The 19646-nt window shown below is 49.1% G+C and carries 14 protein-coding genes and 1 riboswitch; of the genes, 10 read left to right on the forward strand and 4 right to left on the reverse strand.

Going from position 1 to position 19646, the window contains the following annotated elements:
* Positions 1 to 36: 36 nt before the first annotated feature.
* The 4 genes from F458_RS0107765 to F458_RS0107780 all read right to left on the reverse strand — a co-directional run bounded on the left by F458_RS0107765 (position 37) and on the right by F458_RS0107780 (position 7981).
* The gene (locus tag F458_RS0107765; protein ID WP_018982837.1) at positions 37 to 2097 is read right to left on the reverse strand and encodes a glycoside hydrolase family 97 protein; all 2061 of its coding nucleotides are present in this window, start codon (positions 2095 to 2097) and stop codon (positions 37 to 39) included.
* Positions 2098 to 2291: 194 nt separating this feature from the next.
* Positions 2292 to 6716 carry an ExeM/NucH family extracellular endonuclease gene (locus F458_RS19230; protein ID WP_018982838.1) on the reverse strand — a complete coding sequence of 1475 codons (4425 nt, stop codon included), beginning with the start codon at positions 6714 to 6716 and terminating at the stop codon, positions 2292 to 2294.
* A gap of 201 nt (positions 6717 to 6917) precedes the next feature.
* Positions 6918 to 7439, reverse strand: a complete 522-nt coding sequence (locus tag F458_RS0107775; RefSeq protein ID WP_018982839.1) for a DUF3016 domain-containing protein — start codon at positions 7437 to 7439, stop codon at positions 6918 to 6920.
* Between the two features lie 158 nt (positions 7440 to 7597).
* A complete protein-coding gene (locus tag F458_RS0107780; protein WP_018982840.1) occupies positions 7598 to 7981 on the reverse strand; it encodes a hypothetical protein in 384 nt (127 codons plus the stop codon).
* A 243-nt stretch (positions 7982 to 8224) separates the two neighbouring features.
* On the opposite strand from F458_RS0107780, the gene ccoG reads away from it, so the two are divergent.
* From ccoG to F458_RS0107840, 10 genes are all read left to right on the forward strand, one after another.
* Complete coding sequence (gene ccoG, locus F458_RS0107785) at positions 8225 to 9655, forward strand: cytochrome c oxidase accessory protein CcoG (RefSeq protein WP_018982841.1); 1431 nt, start codon at positions 8225 to 8227, stop codon at positions 9653 to 9655.
* Positions 9656 to 9661: 6 nt separating this feature from the next.
* The gene (locus F458_RS0107790; protein WP_018982842.1) at positions 9662 to 10633 is read left to right on the forward strand and encodes a serine/threonine protein kinase; all 972 of its coding nucleotides are present in this window, start codon (positions 9662 to 9664) and stop codon (positions 10631 to 10633) included.
* Between the two features lie 2 nt (positions 10634 to 10635).
* Positions 10636 to 11058, forward strand: coding sequence for a YqaA family protein (locus F458_RS0107795; protein ID WP_018982843.1), 423 nt, complete (start codon positions 10636 to 10638; stop codon positions 11056 to 11058).
* 41 nt (positions 11059 to 11099) lie between these two features.
* Positions 11100 to 11318, forward strand: a riboswitch (cobalamin riboswitch).
* 57 nt (positions 11319 to 11375) lie between these two features.
* A complete protein-coding gene (locus F458_RS0107805; RefSeq protein ID WP_018982845.1) occupies positions 11376 to 13289 on the forward strand; it encodes a TonB-dependent receptor plug domain-containing protein in 1914 nt (637 codons plus the stop codon).
* A 158-nt stretch (positions 13290 to 13447) separates the two neighbouring features.
* Positions 13448 to 14956, forward strand: coding sequence for a GGDEF domain-containing protein (locus tag F458_RS19235; protein WP_018982847.1), 1509 nt, complete (start codon positions 13448 to 13450; stop codon positions 14954 to 14956).
* A gap of 256 nt (positions 14957 to 15212) precedes the next feature.
* The gene (locus tag F458_RS0107820) at positions 15213 to 15584 is read left to right on the forward strand and encodes a hypothetical protein (protein WP_018982848.1); all 372 of its coding nucleotides are present in this window, start codon (positions 15213 to 15215) and stop codon (positions 15582 to 15584) included.
* 111 nt (positions 15585 to 15695) lie between these two features.
* Positions 15696 to 16715 (forward strand): LLM class flavin-dependent oxidoreductase, encoded by a 1020-nt coding sequence (locus F458_RS0107825; protein WP_018982849.1) that lies wholly within the window; start codon positions 15696 to 15698, stop codon positions 16713 to 16715.
* A gap of 88 nt (positions 16716 to 16803) precedes the next feature.
* Positions 16804 to 17433, forward strand: coding sequence for a thiol:disulfide interchange protein DsbA/DsbL (locus F458_RS0107830; protein WP_018982850.1), 630 nt, complete (start codon positions 16804 to 16806; stop codon positions 17431 to 17433).
* Between the two features lie 60 nt (positions 17434 to 17493).
* On the forward strand, positions 17494 to 18087 hold the full coding sequence (locus F458_RS0107835; protein ID WP_018982851.1) for an HD domain-containing protein: 594 nt from the start codon (positions 17494 to 17496) through the stop codon (positions 18085 to 18087).
* A gap of 289 nt (positions 18088 to 18376) precedes the next feature.
* Positions 18377 to 19609: a permease gene (locus F458_RS0107840; RefSeq protein WP_026294571.1), complete on the forward strand. Its 1233-nt coding sequence runs from the start codon at positions 18377 to 18379 to the stop codon at positions 19607 to 19609.
* Positions 19610 to 19646 lie beyond the last annotated feature (37 nt).

Consider the following 19646-nt stretch of genomic DNA (forward strand, 5'->3'; position numbering starts at 1 on the left):
AACATAGCCTGCGAGCAGATATCTGCGGGTTAAAAGCTACTTATCCAATGCTTTAAATCGAACCGCGGCGCCTCCGGCAGCTGCCAGATTCAGCGTGAGATTATCCTTAGCTGTAACCGTTTTGGTTTCGATATTCATAGCATAGGGGTTATCGTTCCAATGGGTCTTGGCGCTATCCTCATAAATTTGTGCTTCATACCGTTGACCTGGCGTCAGAAAGTCCAGCTTTACCGACACCTTTCTGGGTTCCTCGTTAGTAATAGCTCCCAGATACCAGTCATCGCCTGAATAATTACGGTATTGTTTTGCCTGTCTGGCAATAACCACATAATCACCCACTTCTCCCTGCAACGCTTCAGTGCGCTCCCAGTCTGTAGGAACATCCTGGATAAACCGGAACGCTTTTTTGTGCTGCAGATAATTTTCAGGCAGATCAGCGGCCATTTGTATAGGGCTATAAAGAACCACATATTGAGCAAGCTGGCGGGTCAGAGTCGATTTAGGACGACGCACAAAGTCTGCAGTATCGTTGTCCGGCACATCGGGCCGGGTGTAATCAAAATTAAAGATACCCGGCGTAAAGTCCATAGGACCTGCCAGCATACGGGTAAAAGACAATGTGGGAATATGACTTGCCGGATTCGGCGCGCCTACGCCGGAATTATATTCCTGGCCGCGCGCACTTTCCCGGGAAATCCAGTTGGGATAAGTACGGCGCAGGCCGGTATCTTTCACTGATTCGTGGGTATTTATCGCCAGCTTATAGTCAGCCGCTGTGCGCACATTCTTCAAAAAGTGGTTTACTACAGGCTGGCTGTCTGTAAATTCATAGCGCATGACGCCATTATCATCCCGGCGTTTGAGATTTTGACCAAACGCAACATAGCCGGTTTTAATTTGCTCCACGCCATGCTCCTGGTACAGCCTGAATCCTTCTTCCATCTGTTTTTCATAATTGGTAATGCCGCCGGACGTTTCATGGTGCCCGATAAGCTTTACACCTTTTTGTTCGCCATATTCAGTTACAGCTTTAAGGTCAAAATCCGGATAACTTTCGGTAAAGCTGAAAATTTGCGAGTTTTCAATCCAGTTACCATCCCAACCCTGATTCCAGCCTTCAACCAGCACCCCATCAAAGCCATACTCGGCGGCAAAATCCATATACTCCTTGACCCGCTCAGTGGTGGCGCCATGCTTGTCACCTGACCCCCATGAATATTTCCCGATGTGCATACCCCACCAGATACCGATGTATTTGCCGGGGTTGACCCAGTCAACACTGCCTAATTTATTTGGCTCATTTAAGTTCAGTGCGATGTAAGAGTTGATCAGATCAACCGCCTCTTCTCCCACTGTTACGGTGCGCCATGGGCTCGTAAAACGACCGTCTTTATGCACCAGGGTTCCGTCGGCACGCGGCGCCAGCCTGGCCTCCATCCGGCCTTGTTCCTGACGTTGCAGGCTCATCCCTGCATAGTCCACAAGTGCCGCTTCATGGATCGCCAGGTGCGTGCCATTTTCGTACGTTACAGTGAAAGGCGTATGCGCCAGATCCACATCCTGTAATGGCGTCTCACGGTAAAGATACTCATAACGCTCTCTGCCCTGTCCGGGAATCCAATAAGCAGTCGCATTGTCCGGGTCGCTCAGATTAAATTGCGTAAGCTCACGAGTAATGTTGCGCTTGCCTTCGCCTTCAACCTCATATCTAAATCCGATGCCGTCATTGAAGACACGAGCACGTACCACGAACGTTCGCTGCTCATCGTTCATGTGTGTAAACTTGACGGCCAGCTCATTGTAGTGGTTGTCGATAATCCGCTGTTCGCCCCATGGTTGCTCCCAACTGGCATTGTGTTTATCCCGACTCACCTCGCTGACGGTGAAATCACGATACATAGGCTTTGCATGTTCAAAGGTAAAGCCCAGCTTACTGTTATCAATTAAAGTCTGGCCTTTAAACTGCAATTTGTACTCAGCCAACTCGTTGGCATCAGAAAATGTCAACGCTACATCACCGTCAGGGGACTTGACCGAAATATCCTGAGCCTGTGCCGATATGGCAACCATGCCCAGTGCTAAAGTAAAATATCGCATGTTTTACCTCGTTATCCTGATGATTAATGCATCGGGTTTCAAAAATATCATTCAGTATTAATATTAGCGGGTTAGCTCAGATGGAGATCACATCTGCATGCGCTTACAGGTGCCTTCGATAGTATGGTCTAAGCGCTGCAGAAATAAAAAAGCCAGCGGGTCTGGGACCGGCTGGCTTTTTACATAAAGCAGAGTTATCTAAATAAAGAACGCAGACTGAAGCGCTCGCGACGAGTCGGTCCGTTATCTTCTTTTGCACAGGCTTTGCGGGTGCAAAGGCTGCGGAAGTAACGGATGTCTCGGGAGTTGATTCGTCCATCGCCATTCAGATCCAGCTCTGGACTTAGCGGCTGGTTAAATATGATGGCACGAATAAAGGCTGCGTAGTCAGCATTATCTACATCGTTATCACCATCAAGATCGCCAATAATCGAAAGGTTAAAGCTGGTAATAACCGGATCGTGGTCAGAAGCACGGAATAACAGCGTGTTTAACCATGCTTCAGGCTTGTACTCATCGTTATAGTCGAAAGCCGGCATTTCATCAGCGTTTATAGCCCAGGCTGTCGCGTCAATCATTGCATCGGCCAGTGGCCCGCTTATCAATTGATAATCCAGCGTGCCGGATTCGCCACGGAATGTGTAAGTATACGCCTTATCACCATCTACTTTGGCCAGTGCGTTGATATAACCTGAATTGGTCAAATACATAATCGGGTCTTCTTTAGCGTACGCATTCAGATCCCCCATAATGACTTTTGACTCACCCGGGAACTGCTCCTCAAGCCAGGTATTTAATGCAATAGCTGCACGGCTGCGAGTCAGGTCACAGTTGCCTGCCAGTGGATCATCATCACCTGCACCACAAGACGAACCTTTTGATTTAAGGTGATTCACACTGACCACAAAGCTGCGCGTGGAGTCAATATGGCTGAACTTCTGGGCCAAAGATGGACGGTTTCGCGAAGCAAACAGAGGGCCATCAGCATCGCTGATACTGTTTTGTGGTGTCAGAATCCGCGCCGCCCCTTCTGGTTTAACCCGATCTGTGCGATATAACATGCCAGTGGTAATTTCGTCTGTACCGATAGTGTCAACGCCGGCATCCACATAGGTGTAAACCTCAGCCCCCATGGCTTGATTCAACGCATCGGTAAGCTGGGCAATCATACTCAGTGGGCCGAAACCGTCATTTTCAATCTCCATCAGACCAATCACATCGGCGTCCATTTCCACCATAGCCGCAACAATCTTTTCCAGTTGACGCTGATATTCTTCTGTATTGTCAGCACCACGCGATGTTGGAAAGCCCTCGCCCTGGCCATTACCATTAAACAGGTTCAGTACATTGAAGCTACCCAATGTCAGGTTGCCACGATCCAGCTGGGGTGAATCCGTGCGGAAATTTTCCCGGATGAGATCGACATTTTGCAATGGCCGCACCCGATAGTTGGAAAAGCCATAATCCATAACGCCCAGGACCTGAGTTACTTTATCGCCCAGACGAATTGGGTTGTATGGATCAATACCCACGCCACCTATCAGATATTGCGCGGCGTTGCTGCCATCAGCGTTATCATCAATAATCAGGCTGTTGCGCGCGTTGGCTGTCGCCAGTTCGCTGGCTTGTTCTGAGTCTGGCGAAAACAGCTGAGTGGGGATATACAGACGTTTTGAGGATACTGTAATTTCACCGTACTGGCTGTAGCTGTATACATTGTTGATAACCCACTCGTCGCGGTTGGTAATAAGCATACCTTCAACAGCTTCCAGCTCTGCTTCATCAGCAACAGGCAAGGTCAGCGCAACCGGTGTTACCGTGTCGGTACCGCAGACTTTGGGTGTCGTTTGTGCACTTAGTTGCGTGCGGCCGTAACGCTCTGACACACTGCCGGTAATGCGCACTACATCCCCTGCCATCAAGTCACTGTTGTCACCCGGTGCATAGACAAAGATACCTTCAGATGTGGCCGGGTTGTTATCAGCGTCCTGATCTTCTTCCTGAATGAAAAAGCCACTTAACGCTGGCGTGATATGGGTAATCACCGCTTCCACTTCAACATCCTGACCGGCCAGAGGCGACTCATAGCTTTGTCCCTGAACAGTGTGAATCATGGTTGCTGGCGCAAAGCAGGCAGTCGGCTCGCCGGGCTCGCCCGGATTACCGCCATTGTCTGACTGCTGATATTCACCCAGCCCGTCAAAAGTGTCTTTGGCGAACCCGTTCCATTGCTGTGCAGGATCGAATTCGTCGTAAGCGTTGGCATCACCTTTTGTCACCGACAACATGCGGCGCAGCGTATTATCCTTAGTGCTGGTGTCGCCACTGCCCCATTCAGTTTTTACACCGATCTGACCAATCGAATCAATAATTTCGCCGTTATGTAACAGCACGACTGCATCATCACCATTGAAGCTCACCTGTGATGAGAGCATATCAGATTCGCCGGTTATCGCCGGATCGGCCTGATTATTGGCCAGCACAAAAACATCGCCAGGTGCCAGGTCACCACTTAGCGATATAGGACCATTGCCGGTCTCACTGCCGTTGGCAAATATCTGCACCGCGTAGTCAGTCAGCGATAGACTGGTTGAGCCGGTATTCACAATTTCCAGCGCTTTATTGAAGCTGCTGCCTTCAATATATTCAGAAAAGAATGGCTGCGCCGGCATCAGGCTATAGGAGCCTACAGGTATGGGTGTTACAGCTGATGCATTGTCGGCCTGACCATCTAATGTGTCCTTGCCCGGTATCATCCAGTCGGTAGCAGTGAACTCGCCATCAGGTACACCACCGGTACGATACGCAAAGCTGTCGGCATATTCCCACACCTGACCCGTGCCATCGACATCGGTTTGGCCGTACAGATCGACCCGATCGCCGTTACAAAATACTTCAATTGCATCATCACCATTGATGGACATGGCACCGGACGTGTAATCAGGCGCAAAACCAAAAAAGCTGGTGAAACCATCAGTTTCACTGGCAATATAGAGATAATCACCAGCATTGGCGCTGACGGCGGGGAAGATAAACTCTTCGCCGCTACTGCCATTGCCATTATTGGCAGAACCAACGCCACAGACACTCAGATCAGACATGTCCCGGGCCACGTAAAGCTCAATGCCTTTAGGTACACCACCGCTTAACGGGCCATCGAATACAGCACTCAACACCAGCGGTGCTGCAGCCGGGGGGGTGGGTTCCACAGGCTCTTCTGGTGCACTGTCATCACAGCTGCTGGCATCGTAGAAGTCGCTCACCCATGCAGGGTTATCCACAAAAGGATTTCGGTTACCCTGATACTCATAGATAGCAGCCTGGCGGTTAAGCTCAGTAGCATCCACCGGATCAGCATTATGCCATTCTATTAATGTACATAGCTTACCCAGTTCCGGCGTATCGGTACTGGTAAGGCGGTTGACCAGCATCAGGTCAGGCGTTACATCGTTACCCATGCCTTCATAGCGCACATCCATATACATCATCATCCGCGCGACATCGCCTTTAACGCCGTCACGTGGCTCAAAAGAATCACCATCGACACGATTGGCCGGCGCTTCAGCTAACGGAGAATCGGAAAAATCAAAGTCCAGATTGCCCCGGCTGGCATTCACTGAAATATCTGTAGGCCGTAAATGCTGAATATCTGAATAAGCTTCATTTGCTGAGCTTTTAAATCCATGGCTTTTTGGCCAGCTGTGTTCCCGATTCCAGTTATCCGGATTATTGGAGGCCGCGCCGGAACCATTCGATGCCTTGGGAATCGACCGGTTAGAATAAAATAAAATAACATTATCAGGATTTGCCGGGTCTTCATCGGTAGCGGTCAGGGCGGACCATACCTGTGAGTAAGTAAGCTGGCGGTGCCCGCTGGCTATGACTTCACTTAAGGTAGCGCGAATACTGGCCAGATCATAACCGGCATCAATCTGTGCCTGCACTTGCTCGTAGTACTGGCTGGCATCAAATTCAGCTGCGTCAGCGACTTTGTCCAGAGCCGGACAATTGGTGCATACACCTTCTGGAATGCCCTCATCGTCGCCCTCACCTGGCGTTGCATCAGCATCGATGGTATGAGCGCCTAGTCCACTATAGTCATCTTTAGGCAGCCCTTCGAATTCCTGCGCCGGAACAAATACATCGTAAGGGTTTGTATCGCCCGTAGTCACTGACGCTTTACGTATCAGCGTATTATCTTTAGTACTGACCGGATCTGTACCCCATTGGCCATCGGGTCGAAATCCGACCTGACCGAGGCTGTCTATGATGACACCATCTTTAGTCAGTACCACGGCATCATCACCATTAAACAGGTTCTGGCCGGTTAGTTGCTGGGCAAGCTGGCTAAGGGCTGGATCGCTTTTGTTGCTGGCCACTACCCAGGTCCCGTTGGCATCAACGGTGCCAGACAAGTCGATGATCGCACTGGCATCAGCGTTGCCGTTGGAATACACCGATATGGTGTAGCCGTCCAGAGAAAGTGAGTCAGAGGTGTGATTATAAAGTTCGAGTGCTTTATTAAAGCTGCTACCTTCGACGTATTGTGAAATTAGCACATCAGCGCTGACCGGCGCTGATAAGCCCAATACGAGGGGCAGCAGAGTAGATTTTTTCATTATTGTCATTCCTGCTTGGTGTGAAAACTATCCTTTGGTACAGGAAGACTATAAAAGATTTGCTACAAAAAAGTGACAAAAAACCGACAATTAACGTCGGTTTTTTGACCTTGGCATCTGTAAATGGCGGGTAAATCCGCGCGGATACTAGGCGGAAGCTTATTTCAGACTGATAATGTCATTCACAAAAATATCTGGGACTTACTTCACTGCAGCGGTTTGCTCCACCGTCTTTTCGAACCAGTCGCGGAACATGGCTTTTTCATAGGTCAGGTTTTCAGTTCGGCGGTTTATCCGTGTTCCCCGATTCATAAACGCCATATCCTTGAGTTTAACATCACCGCTTTGCAGCGTATCGCCCTGCGCGTCGGTCAGTGCATAACTAAACTGCATCCGGGGAATGTACAGGGGTTTAACCAGACGAACATCAGCGGCACCTACTCCGCCCAGAAAACTGGCCGGCCATACTTCACCGGCCAGGTCCATATCCGTCACAGTAATTGAAAATGTTTGATCATCAGGCAACGCTGTTGCCAGCTCATTAATGAACGCTTCCATATCGGAAAAAACCATTTCCCGGAACGATGATCTCGACTGATTGGAAGGACGAATATCCTGATAGGACTCAGGCTCCTGCCACGTCACTTTTACATCCGCCGCTGCACCAGAAGCGCCTGAAAACAGTCCGGCAAGACCAAGAATCGCTATTGCAAACTTTGCCATCGTGAATACCTCACACAGATTGACACAAAAAGAGATTGTGTTTGTTAGAGCCATATTCACCTAGCAAGTTCATTTATTGATCAGATTTTACGGCACTAGCAGTCTGTAAAGATATGGCTACATCAAGCGCAGCGCAAAAAGACGTATGGCAGACGCGGCTAAGGCTTATTGACTCTGGCAGTCTGATTTTTCAGCAAGTCAGAATCCGTCAGCTGATGGCAAAATCGTGTGCGGTTCTGCCCCTCTATAAAAGGATTTTTATCGTCGCTAAGGCAGTACGTTTGATAAAAATGTTGTACGTTACTACGACTGGATAAAATCTCATTGAGGTAGGTCTGCTGGAATGGACGCATTGTGTTGTACATATCATCAGACTGCTTACGCAAATCACGCAGTGCCAGATTATCCGGTATTTTTTCAATGGTGGTAAACCACTGTGTGACAGTCTCTTGCACATCACTCAACAGATTTTGTACCGCGTTCATACGCAGTATCAGAATCAGTGCAGCAATTTCAATGAAGATAACCAGCTTGCGAAACATAAACTATACAGTTCTCCTTAGTACAGCCAAAGCCTAGAACAAACTGGTGTCAGGGAAAATAAGTTTTTTCATACCTATGAGTCGACTTTTTATACGTGCAGTAATATCGGCGACTCTCTCAGTGCTAAGTCATTCATCGCATAAAAACGCAAGTTTCTTCGCACTGATTGTTTGATCTGCATTAAACTATTATCTTGAACCCCTGTTATGATAAGCGCGCTAATTTTCGTTAAAGGGTTTTGCATGAGTGATCGAATTCCGGTGAAGAATGTGTCTGGCGTTGAAGTGCATCAACCTAACAGCGCCAATAAAAAACGCCACCCTTCGCGCAGTCGTATTTATGTCAGAGCGGTGAAAGGACCACTGGAGACATTCCGCCGATTTTTTGGTCTGTTCTTTCTGGCCCTATTTGCTGTATTGCCATTTATTCAGTACAACGGTCGTCAGGCGATTTTGCTCGATATTACAGAGCAGCGGTTCTCATTCTTTGCCCTTACATTGTGGCCGCAGGATTTAACACTGTTTGCCTACATTTTTATCATTTCAGCCTTTGCCCTGTTTTTTGTGACCACATTTGCCGGCCGAGTCTGGTGCGGGTTTATGTGTCCGCAGACCACCTGGGTGTATATCTTCACCTGGTTTGAGGAAAAAATTGAAGGCAGCCGTAATAAACGGATGAAACTCGACGAGCGCCCCATGGACGTTGACAAGTTCTGGCGAAAGACACTGAAACAGTTTAGCTGGTGGACGGTCTCGATTCTCACTGCCATATTATTTGTGGGCTACTTTACTCCCGTACGGCCACTGTTTATGGACTTTTTCACTTTTCAGACCGGGTTCTGGGCAACATTTTCAATTTTATTTTTTGCTGTTTGTACCTGGGGCAATGCAGGCTACATGCGCGAGATTATGTGCACGCACATCTGCCCCTACGCGCGCTTTCAGTCTGCCATGTTCGATCAGGACACTATCACCGTTGCCTACGATGCGCGACGGGGTGAGGCCAGAGGGCCCCGCCCGCGAAAAATTCCCCATGAAGAGTTAGCCGAAAAAGGCCTCGGTGATTGTATTGATTGTAACCTGTGCGTGCAGGTCTGCCCTACGGGTATTGATATTCGCAATGGCCTGCAATACGAGTGTATTAACTGTGGCGCCTGCGTAGATGCCTGTAATGGCGTTATGGAAAAAATGAATTATCCTAAAGGGTTGATTCGCTTTGCCTCAGAAGATTCTCTGGCAGGTGGCACCACAAAAGTCTTTCGTCCCAAACTTATCGGCTATTTTGCGGTTTTAGTCATCATGATCGCGGTATTCGCCGCCAATCTGTTGTATCGGGTACCGCTGGAAGTGGATATCATCCGCGACCGCAACTCATTGTACCGTGAGACCAATCAGGGTCTGATTGAAAATGTTTATACCCTCAAGATTTTGAATAAATCGCAGCAACCCCGGACCTACCAGATAAGTGTGGAAGGACTGCCTTCCTACGAGTTGATTGGCAATAAAGCTGTGCAGGTGGACGGTGGCGAAGTGGCGACACTACCGATTTCGGTTGCTACTGATGCCTATAATCTGGAAGATGCGGTCACAGAAATACGTTTTAACGTCTCAACCATCACTTCGCAGGGCGAAGAGATTCAGGTTACCGAGCCGTCTAAATTTCTTTACCGATAGGAATGTATGACCGACTTCACCTTCACCGGGCTGACGCCTGATGTGGTTCTGGATGCGCTGGAAGCATGTGGTATTTACCCGCAATCCGGCCTGCTGGCACTTAACAGTTATGAAAACCGGGTTTATCAGTTTCAGGCTGATGATAACCGCCGTTTTGTGGTTAAATTTTATCGGCCTGACCGCTGGACTAATGAACAAATTCAGGAAGAACATGATTTTTCCTGGCAAATAAATGATGCCGATATTCCGTTGGTGGCCCCTCTTAAAATTGACGGTAAAACACTGCATTTTTATAAAGGGTTCCGCTTTACCGTATTTCCCTCTGTCGGAGGCCGCCAGTTCGAAATTGATAATCTTGACCAGCTCGAGTGGATGGGTCGTTTTATCGGCAGAATGCATCGGGTAGGTCAGGCTCAGCCATTTAGCTATCGTCCTGCCATCAGTACAGAGGCGTTTTTACATACCCCTTATAAAGAGTTACAGCAAAGTGCCCTGTTGCCCGAGCATCTTAAATCTGCGTTTTTTGCGATTGCTGAGCCCCTGATTGCACAGACTGAAAAGTTGTATAAGCCCGTGGGTCAAATCAGGCTCCACGGGGACTGTCATCCGGGCAACATCTTATGGCGAGACGGGCCTATGTTTGTGGATCTGGACGATTGCCGCAGTGGCCCGGCTATTCAGGATTTATGGATGATGTTATATGGTGACCGTCAGCAGCAGCTGCTTCAGCTGGATGTCATGGTGGAAGCGTACGAAGAGTTTCATTCACTGGATAAGCGGGAACTGGCACTTATTGAGCCGCTACGCGCAATGCGCATGATCCAGTATATGGCGTGGCTGTCACGACGCTGGCAGGATCCGGCGTTTCCCCGGGCGTTCCCATGGTTTGCCGATGATAAATACTGGGAGGGTCAAATTTTAGCGCTCAAAGAGCAAATGTCATCGCTGCAGGAGCCACCGCTTAGTCTGGGCATTTAGCAGTGTTTGCTGGAGCAGGTCTTGCCGGCATGTTCTTAAGTGCATTGCTGGCCGCGACCATTCTTCCGTTAGGCTCAGAAGCGGTCTTGCTGGCCCTGCTTTATGCAGATTACCCCATGCTGCCCTTACTTATTGTGGCGACAACCGGCAATGTGGCGGGCTCATGGATAAACTACTGGATTGGCCGACATTGGGGCCGTCCGGGCATAAAGCGCTTTTTGAAAGTCACCGATGACAGCCTTTTTCGTGCGGAGCAACGTTTTCGCACCTGGGGACGCTGGTCGCTGTGTCTTGCGTGGGTACCGGTTATTGGCGATCCCCTTACCCTGATTGCCGGTCTCATTCGCGTTCATCCCGGCTGGTTTCTGTTTCTGGTTACTATTGGAAAAGCAGCCCGATATATTGCTATCTCTTTGTTAGCCTGATGTTTTTTCTTCGCTATATTGTTTTTATAAGCTTGTCGCGTATACTTCGCCGTTATTCAGGTGCTTGTTTTTTTAAACAGGTTAAACGGGAAGTCAGTGCAACTCTGACGCTGCCCCCGCAACGGTAAGCTCTGGTCAACGACCTTCATTTACACAGCATATGCTGATCAGTCACTGTGATTCATCATGGGAAGACGTTAAATGACTTTGTACATACAAAGCGAGCAAGCCCGGATACCGGCCTGATACGCCAACTGGTTAAGACCCAGTTTCTCGATTAGCTGCACTCGGGCGGAGTGCTGTTACGGAATCCTCCTATGAAAAAACATTTACTTACTCTGACTTCAGTGTCGGTGGCATTCACTATGACCGGCATATTCTCCAGCGCAACGGCGCAAACAACCACCACTGACGTAGAACGTCTGACAGTCACCGGTTCACGCCTGGCCCTGGGCCGCGCTGAACTGGCCGCCGTCTCAACCGTTATTGCACAGCAGGAGATTGCCCGCTCCGGTGCGCTCCAGCTTACTGATTTGCTGCGGGCGTTGCCGGGTGTCACCATTGCGCAGTCCGGGGGCAGTGGCGCGCTCACTGAAATCCGCTTAAGAGGCAGTGAAACCAATCATCTGCTTGTGGTGATCGATGGCGTCATTGCCAATGACATCGGTCAGGGCAGCACTATTGACCTGGCCCATTTAAGTGCCGCCAATATTGCCCGCATTGAATTGTTGCGCGGCGCCCAAAGTGCATTGTGGGGAAGCGGTGCAGTCGCCGGGGTTTTAAATATCACAACCACCGCGGCACTCAATAATGGCAGTCGTGTTCAGGCCAAAGTCGGAGCAGGTACACAGGGCACCACTACCGGCTCAGCATCAGCGGGCGGCCAGGATGGGGCGCTTCAATTTAATGCCTATGCAAACTGGCTTAATACTGATGGCGACAATATTGCCCTCACCGGCAACGAAGATGATGGTTATCGCAATATCACCACCGGCGGTTCTTTGCGCTGGCAAGCAGATGATGCCCATACGGTTTCTGCCAATGTCAGACTGGTGGATTATGCCAGCGATTTTGACGCTATTGACGCAATCACCACCGGTTTACCCATTGATGCGGACAATGTGACCGATGGAAAACAGATAAATGCGTTACTGGGCTGGATTTTTTCGCCACAAAAGAGCGCTTATAGCAGCACTGTACATGGCAGCTACAGAAAAGATGAAAATGACAGCGTCGCTGCAAAGCGGTACGACGGCGGCACCACCGGCGAGCGTTTTCAGCTTACCTGGCTAAACCGTTATACCTATCATGACTGGCAAATTGCCGGAGGGCTTGAGTATCTGACACGTCAATTCAGCCAGCGCGGTCTGGCAGATTTTGGTGATCCCAATCAACAGCAACAGGATCATACCTCCAGCGTGTTTGCCGAAATCGGAGGCCCCCTGGTCAGCGACGTCGTGCTGTCACTTTCCGGACGCTTTGATAATAACACCGAATTTGATAATGCCTTTAGTTATCGCGCCGGCGTCAATTGGGCGGTGAATGATGCTTATTCGGTTTTCACCAGTGTTAGCCAGGCGGTCAAAACCCCTTCGTTCACAGAGCGGTTCGGCTATTACCCGCAAACCTTTGTGGGTAATCCTGACCTCAAGCCAGAAACCAGTCAGCAATGGGAAGCCGGTGCCAGAGCCGTTTTCACTTCTGCACTGCAAGGGCAGCTGAGTTTCTTTAGTACGCAACTGGAGGATGAAATAAACGGCTATGTTTACAACCCTGAAACCTTCATAACCACCGCTGAAAATCGCCAGACTGACAGTGAACGTGAGGGGGTCGAAGCTGAATTTACTTATCAGCACAACGATCTCACCGTGCGTTCCAGCTATAGTTATATCGATACACAGCAGGCTGGCGATGATGAACTAAGACGGGCAAATCACCAGGCAGCGGTGAGCGTGCTGGCTCCTCTACCCATCAGCGGCTTGTCGTTTTACGCCAAAGTAGCCTATACCGGTACCCGTAAGGATATTTTTTATCCGCCTTATCCGGCGACGGCGCAAACTGTCAATTTGTCAGCCTACACGATAGTGGATGTGAACCTGACCTATCCCATCAGTGACAGCTGGTCGGCAACATTGCGGGTAGATAACCTGCTGGATGAAACCTATCAGGATATTGTTGGTTTCTCTGCACAGGAAAGACGTGCGGTATTGTCAGTAAACTGGCAACTTTAATCTACCAGCATCCCCCACCACCAAAAACACAGGAGCGTCATGCTGCACGTTCCTGTGTTGGTAAAGTCGCAGATTTCTGACTATAGTTTAGCCACGGTCAAAATAATCATTATAACTGCCGGGCTTATTTCTGTTGTCGGCAAGGACTGGCAGGCTTAATGGAAGATTTATATAAAGATATGCTGTATCAACTGCCCGGTTGCCTGATCTACAAGGCAACTGATGCTGAGACGATTTATTTTTCTCAGGCATGTAAACAGCATTTAGGGTTAAGCCAGACCTCTTATCCAAGCCGGGCAGCCTGCCCGCTTCTTTTTTATGACTCTCATAGCGGCGGCGCACTGACTTACAAGCATTGCCCCCTGGAGGTTGCGACAAGCTTTAATAACATTTGTCAGCGCATCACACTGCAGACGGGAAACTATCGCTTCGACTGCCAGGTGCAAAGCAAACTGATTAATTTTGGTTTCCGACAATGGCTGGTTATGCAGCTTACCCTGAATCAGCTTCCAAGTTGTAAGCCTCTAGGCATGAACGAAGACAGTACGTCCTTTAGCATGATGCTCTCTGCCATATCTACCCGACTGATTAATGTTAAAGATAACGAGGTTCACTCCTTAATTGAACAAAGCCTGGGTACCTTCGGCGATTACTTCAGTGCGCAGCGTTGTTATATTTTTCGTTTCTCAACAGATAAAATGTTTATGGACAATTCTCACGAGTGGGTGGCGGCCGGGGTGACACCGTTTAAGGAGGAATTGCACCACGTACCACTGAAACAGTTACCGTACTTTGCAAACATGATTAAGCGGGAACACGTTTTTATTGTTAACGATGTAACCCAATTACCAGCAGCGGCCTGGAGAGAGCGCGAAGAGTTTATCCGGGAGGGCATCCGCGCGGTTCTCTGCGTAGCGGTACATGTTAACGATGAGCTATTTGGATTTATTGGCTGCGATTGCTTGTCAGCAACCCGAACCTGGACGCAGCACGAAATCAAATCGATGCGACTTATTGGCGAAATGGTGAGCGAAACCCTGGCCAGTATCAGTACCCGCCGCGCCCTGGAAAAGGTACAGCAGGCGTTAATAGAGGCGAACCAGCGGCTGGAAACTCTGGTCAATCTTGATGGGCTGACACACATTGCCAACCGGCGGTATTTTGATAGTTATTTGCTAACCCTGTGGGAGCAAAGCTGCCAGTCACAGACGCCGCTCAGCCTGCTGTTAATAGATGTCGATCATTTTAAATATTATAACGATACCTACGGCCATCAGGCTGGCGATATGGCGCTTAAAGTCATTGCCGGCGCGCTGGACCGTATCGCTACAATGCACGATGGGCTGTCCGCCCGTTATGGCGGTGAAGAATTTGCGGTTATCCTGCCAGCAACCTCGCAACATAGTGCCTCAGACATTGCCCGCAACATTCTTCAGGCAATTCGTGAGCTCAACATTCCTTATTCAGCAGCTCCCGACAATGACCGGATTACGGTAAGTATCGGAGTCACCGACAACAAGTATGCCACAGACTTTCCCATGCTCATCAGTCATGCTGACAAGGCGTTGTACGAGGCTAAACAAGCAGGCAGAGATCAGTGGGCCTTTTGCCCTTTGCAGGATACATTAGGTGAAAATGGCAAAAACTCGCGCGGCGCTTACGGATAAATACGTCTATGTAAAATTACTTAGTCACTAAATAACGCTACATGCCGTGGCTGCCGTGAACTGTAGCGTTTAAACTGGCCTCACATAAGAAAGATAAATCACTTTGTAGTGCTTACTCACTGATAAAGTGCGCCGTTCATGTTACCGTATACCCATAGCCTTACAGGAAACGTGTATCTGGCACGTTGTTTTTATGCGCTATGTGCGCTTGTTATAGTCAGCAAGTGATATCCATCCGCTTACCGGAGGTACTTTCATGAAACGCTTACTGGCCGATCTGGAAATGTTGTCAGACAGTCCTGCTGTACTCAATCAGGAAGTTACCACAGTACTGTCGATATTCTGTGAAAAATTCGAACGTCGTGTTCAGCAAATAGATACAATTTCAAAACAGGGTTACCTTAAAGTCACTTTCAGCGATGACACTGTTGGTTACGGGTATGTGGATACAGACCACAACGTACTGATTGAAATTGAAACCTCTTTTCACTTAACGGTTTTCACCTTTACGCAATCAAACAACACCTGGCAGTTTGTCTGTCATGAACAATACGACATTGCCGGAACCATGACGCCGCCAGCGTCGCAACTTGCACCGCGTATTGCAACTCAGCCCACAGCGGTTTAATCGCGCAACAACTCATCGTGTCTGAGCGACCATCCGGCGTCGCTGACTCTTGTATAAAGGCCCCGGCGCCCCAACCGTGTTCTGTATCCAGAAGAATTGTCGGAGGCCTCAATGTCCATCCCCGTTCCATTTTCTATTTTAGATCTTGCCCATATAGGCGACAACCAAAGTGTTCAGCAAGCAATGGCTAAAAGTCAGGCCATTGCTGCGCTGGCTGAAAACAGTGGCTACGAGCGCTTATGGCTGGCAGAACATCATGGCATGCGTGGTGTGGCAAGTGCAGCCACCTCAACGCTGCTGGCTAACCTCGGTGCCATTACCAGCAAAATTCGTTTAGGGGCTGGCGGGGTGATGTTGCCTAATCACTCGCCTTTAGTTGTAGCGGAGCAATACGGCACCCTGGATGCGCTGTATCCGGGGCGGATTGATCTGGGGCTGGGGCGAGCCCCGGGTACAGATCAGAAAACCTCGAAAGCATTGCGGCGGGACTTGCACAGCAATGTGAGTGATTATCCGGCCGACATTCAGCTGTTACAACACTATTTTAGTAATGACAGCGGCGATGCGCAGGTTCTCGCCGTGCCGGGTGCAGGTAGCCATGTGCCGCTGTATCTTCTGGGCTCCAGTCTCTATTCAGCCCAGCTGGCCGGGCAACTCGGCCTGCCCTTTACCTTTGCATCGCATTTTGCACCCGAGGCGCTGTTTGATGCCATCAATATCTACAAGACGAACTTTCGCCCCTCTGATCAATTAGACAAACCGTACATCATAGCAGGGGTGATGGCCGTGGTGGCGGACACGGAGGAACAGGCAGCTTATCATTTCAGCTCAGTGCAACAACAATTTGCAAATCTGCGTCGTGGTGCTAACGCGCCTATGCCGGCTCCTGTGGAGGACATTTATGCACACTTGTCTGAAGCTGAAGTGCAAACCATAAACCGAACGTTGCGCTATGCCGTTAATGGCACACCTGACAAGGTTGAAAGCCAGCTACAGAATTTTGTAGAGAGCACCGGGGTTGACGAACTCATATTGTCATTTCCCATTTACGATGATAACCAGTGTCTGGCAGCTATCCAAAAGGTAGGTGATATGACATCGGTTAAAGCGCCTGCCAGTTGGCAGGCATAATGATGCGACCAGCGCTAAGGATACCGACTAGGCGAACGCAAAATGCTGTGGTAACCTTCCTAACAGACACGTTTAAAGGAAATATGGCATGAAAAAAATTGCGTTGTTTTTTGTAATGGCGATTTTGCTTCCGTTGCAGGCATGTGCCGCAGAAGATGCAAAATGGGAAGAAGGAAAGCATTACAGAGTGCTGGATGAACCGGCCACTGATGAACCGGAAATTCTGGAGTTTTTCTCTTTCTGGTGTCCCCACTGTTACAATTTTGAACCTTTGGTAAAAGACATTAAGTCTAAGGTTTCTGATAACACTGACTTTAAGAAAATTCACGTGAACTTCATGGGTTTTGCTGATAAGTCGGTGCAGGACGATGCGACCCGGGCGATGATGATAGGTCGTGCTGTTAAGCAGCCCGACGAAATGAACGCAGCAATTTTTGATTACATTCACAAACAACGTGCCAGCGTTACCGGTATCAAAGACTTGCGCAATATTTTTGTAGTTAACGGCGTTGATAACGCTGAATTTGATAAGCTGGCCAACAGCTTTGGCGTTAACAACATGATGAAGCGCAATAATAAAGAGCTGGAAAATTACCGTGAATATGTACGCGGTGTGCCTAACTTTATTGTCAATGGCCGCTATCAGGCGCAGTTCACTTCAGATATGTCAGAAGATGACATCGTGGATTTGATTGTATGGTTAAGTGAACAAAAATAAATTAACCTTATTTTGAGTTGTAACGCGCCCATCGGGCGCGTTTTTTGTTTGGAGTCTGTCATGTCTATCTCGCTTCCCCAATTAGCGTTCATCAACGAACTGGATAAACTAAAAGCAGTGAAACGACAAATGCTGCTTGCCCATGAAGAAGACCGTCGTGAAAATAGTGCTGAGCATTCCTGGCATGTGGCGGTAACAGCACTGATGCTGAAAGATTACGCAGAGCACCCAGTGAATATTGATAGGGTTATAACGATGCTGTTGTTACATGATCTGGTGGAAATTGATGCCGGTGATATGTTCGCATTTGCTGATGAGGCGGATCATGCAGAGCAGGAGCTAAAGGAACTTGCCGCGGCCAAACGTTTGTTTGGGCTACTGGATGAACCTCAGGCGCAGGAATACCTGACCCTCTGGCTGGAATTTGAGGCGGCTGAAACCCACGATGCCTGCTTTGCAAAGGCGATGGACAGAATGCTACCGCTGTTTCAGAACATGCAAAATAAAGGTGGAAGCTGGGCCCGGCACGGCGTAAGTAAAGAGAAGATCTTAAACCGCAATCGCCTTCTGGCCAGCGCCGCACCGCGTCTTTGGGATTATGTTAACCAGCAATTGGAGCTGGCACAGGAAAAAGGCTGGCTGACGCCAGCATAAATCACAGCATTATCATCAGTCACGTCGGACAGCCAGTGGCACCCGGCAGTGGACGATAAATACGCTAATTATTTATGGCCCACTGTCTTTTCTAACGCCCAAAAAGACGCCCCTGACTCCCGTTACCACCAGTGGTGTGTAAACACTGACAGATCGTCCTGCGAGGCAGTGCTGAACTATCTGTTTGTTTTATCGGTAGCAATAATAATAACCAGCCTGCTATGTGCTTAATCAAAAGCAACCAGATAGCAGGCAATTTTATTTTCACTTTTACAGACTGGGTGTCGAAATGGATAACTTTTTAGCTGGCTGGGCTGAGGCCGCGAAAATCAGTCTGGGTTTTTTCTGGATGGCGCTATGGGCCTTTGCGCTGGGTTATGTGATTTCCAGCCTGATTCAGCTTTTAGTCACCCGAGAAAAAATGCAAAAAGTGATGCAAGGCGGTGACCCTAAAAGCGTTTCGTTAGGGGCGTTTTTCGGGTTTATTTCCAGCTCATGCAGTTTTGCGGCGCTGGCTACCACCAGGGCTCTGTTTGCCAAAGGCGCCGGATTTATTCCGGCCATGGCATTTTTGCTCGCCTCCACCAACCTGGTGATAGAACTGGGCTTTGTTATTGCTATCTTTCTTGGTTGGCAGTTCGTCGTGGCAGAATATATTGGCGGGGTGTTGTTAATCCTCTTTGTCTGGTTATTTGTCTGGCTTACCCGCCCGCAACAGCTTATTAAAAAGGTTCGTGACAAATTATCATCTGACAGCAGTGACGAGAACAACAACCCACCATCGTTCAAAAGCCTTATCACCTCGAAAAGTGGCTGGCAGAAGCTGGGCATGAAGTATGTCATGGAATGGCAGATGATTTGGAAAGATGTACTCATCGGCTTCACAGTGGCAGGCCTGATTGCCTCGTTTGTGCCCAATGCGTTTTTTGAGTCATTGTTTGTGGGCACCGGCAGCGGGGAGCCGTTATCCTTCTGGCAGATTTTACTGCAGACGCTGGTGGGGCCGCTCGCTGCGTTTTTTACCTTCATAGGGTCGATGGGTAATATTCCCCTGGCCGCGTTACTGTTCGATAAAGGCGTAAGTTTTGCCGGCGTGATGGCCTTTATCTTCTCAGATCTTGTGGTGTACCCCGTGTTGCGAATCAATGCCCGTTATTACGGCTGGAAAATGGCTTTTTATATCGTCGGACTGTTACTTGCCGCGCTTGTGGTCACCTCTCTCACCCTGCACTATGGTTTTAGCTTTGCTGGTATGCTGCCTGATACGTCTTCTTCTGGGGCTATCAGTGAGCGCGATATGTTTGCCTTTGATTATGGCTTTGTTCTGAACCTGGTCTTTCTAACCTTAAGTGGTGTGCTGATTTATTTCTGGCGGGCGGCTAAACAGGGTAATCATCACCACCATCATGATCACGGCAGTTCAAAAAGCAAACGTTCACTGGGCGAGTGGGTAAACCTGATACTGGTAGGCGGGTGTATACTCTGGCTGGTAATTGGTGGCGCCTTACTGGTGCTCAGATAAGTAACAAAAAAGTTGTCAGCCGCGCACTAGTCCCGGC

Origin of the sequence: Salinimonas chungwhensis DSM 16280, from assembly GCF_000378185.1 — a bacterium.
In the GTDB taxonomy this organism is placed as follows: domain Bacteria; phylum Pseudomonadota; class Gammaproteobacteria; order Enterobacterales; family Alteromonadaceae; genus Alteromonas; species Alteromonas chungwhensis.

Bases quoted from the DNA above. Each gene is read 5' to 3' on its own strand.
- F458_RS0107765 (WP_018982837.1), bottom strand. From the start codon at position 2,097: ATGCGATATTTTACTTTAGCACTGGGCATGGTTGCCATATCGGCACAG.
- F458_RS19230 (WP_018982838.1), bottom strand. From the start codon at position 6,716: ATGAAAAAATCTACTCTGCTGCCCCTCGTATTGGGCTTATCAGCGCCG.
- F458_RS0107775 (WP_018982839.1), bottom strand. From the start codon at position 7,439: ATGGCAAAGTTTGCAATAGCGATTCTTGGTCTTGCCGGACTGTTTTCA.
- F458_RS0107780 (WP_018982840.1), bottom strand. From the start codon at position 7,981: ATGTTTCGCAAGCTGGTTATCTTCATTGAAATTGCTGCACTGATTCTG.
- ccoG (WP_018982841.1), top strand. From the start codon at position 8,225: ATGAGTGATCGAATTCCGGTGAAGAATGTGTCTGGCGTTGAAGTGCAT.
- F458_RS0107790 (WP_018982842.1), top strand. From the start codon at position 9,662: ATGACCGACTTCACCTTCACCGGGCTGACGCCTGATGTGGTTCTGGAT.
- F458_RS0107805 (WP_018982845.1), top strand. From the start codon at position 11,376: ATGAAAAAACATTTACTTACTCTGACTTCAGTGTCGGTGGCATTCACT.
- F458_RS19235 (WP_018982847.1), top strand. From the start codon at position 13,448: ATGGAAGATTTATATAAAGATATGCTGTATCAACTGCCCGGTTGCCTG.
- F458_RS0107820 (WP_018982848.1), top strand. From the start codon at position 15,213: ATGAAACGCTTACTGGCCGATCTGGAAATGTTGTCAGACAGTCCTGCT.
- F458_RS0107825 (WP_018982849.1), top strand. From the start codon at position 15,696: ATGTCCATCCCCGTTCCATTTTCTATTTTAGATCTTGCCCATATAGGC.
- F458_RS0107830 (WP_018982850.1), top strand. From the start codon at position 16,804: ATGAAAAAAATTGCGTTGTTTTTTGTAATGGCGATTTTGCTTCCGTTG.
- F458_RS0107835 (WP_018982851.1), top strand. From the start codon at position 17,494: ATGTCTATCTCGCTTCCCCAATTAGCGTTCATCAACGAACTGGATAAA.
- F458_RS0107840 (WP_026294571.1), top strand. From the start codon at position 18,377: ATGGATAACTTTTTAGCTGGCTGGGCTGAGGCCGCGAAAATCAGTCTG.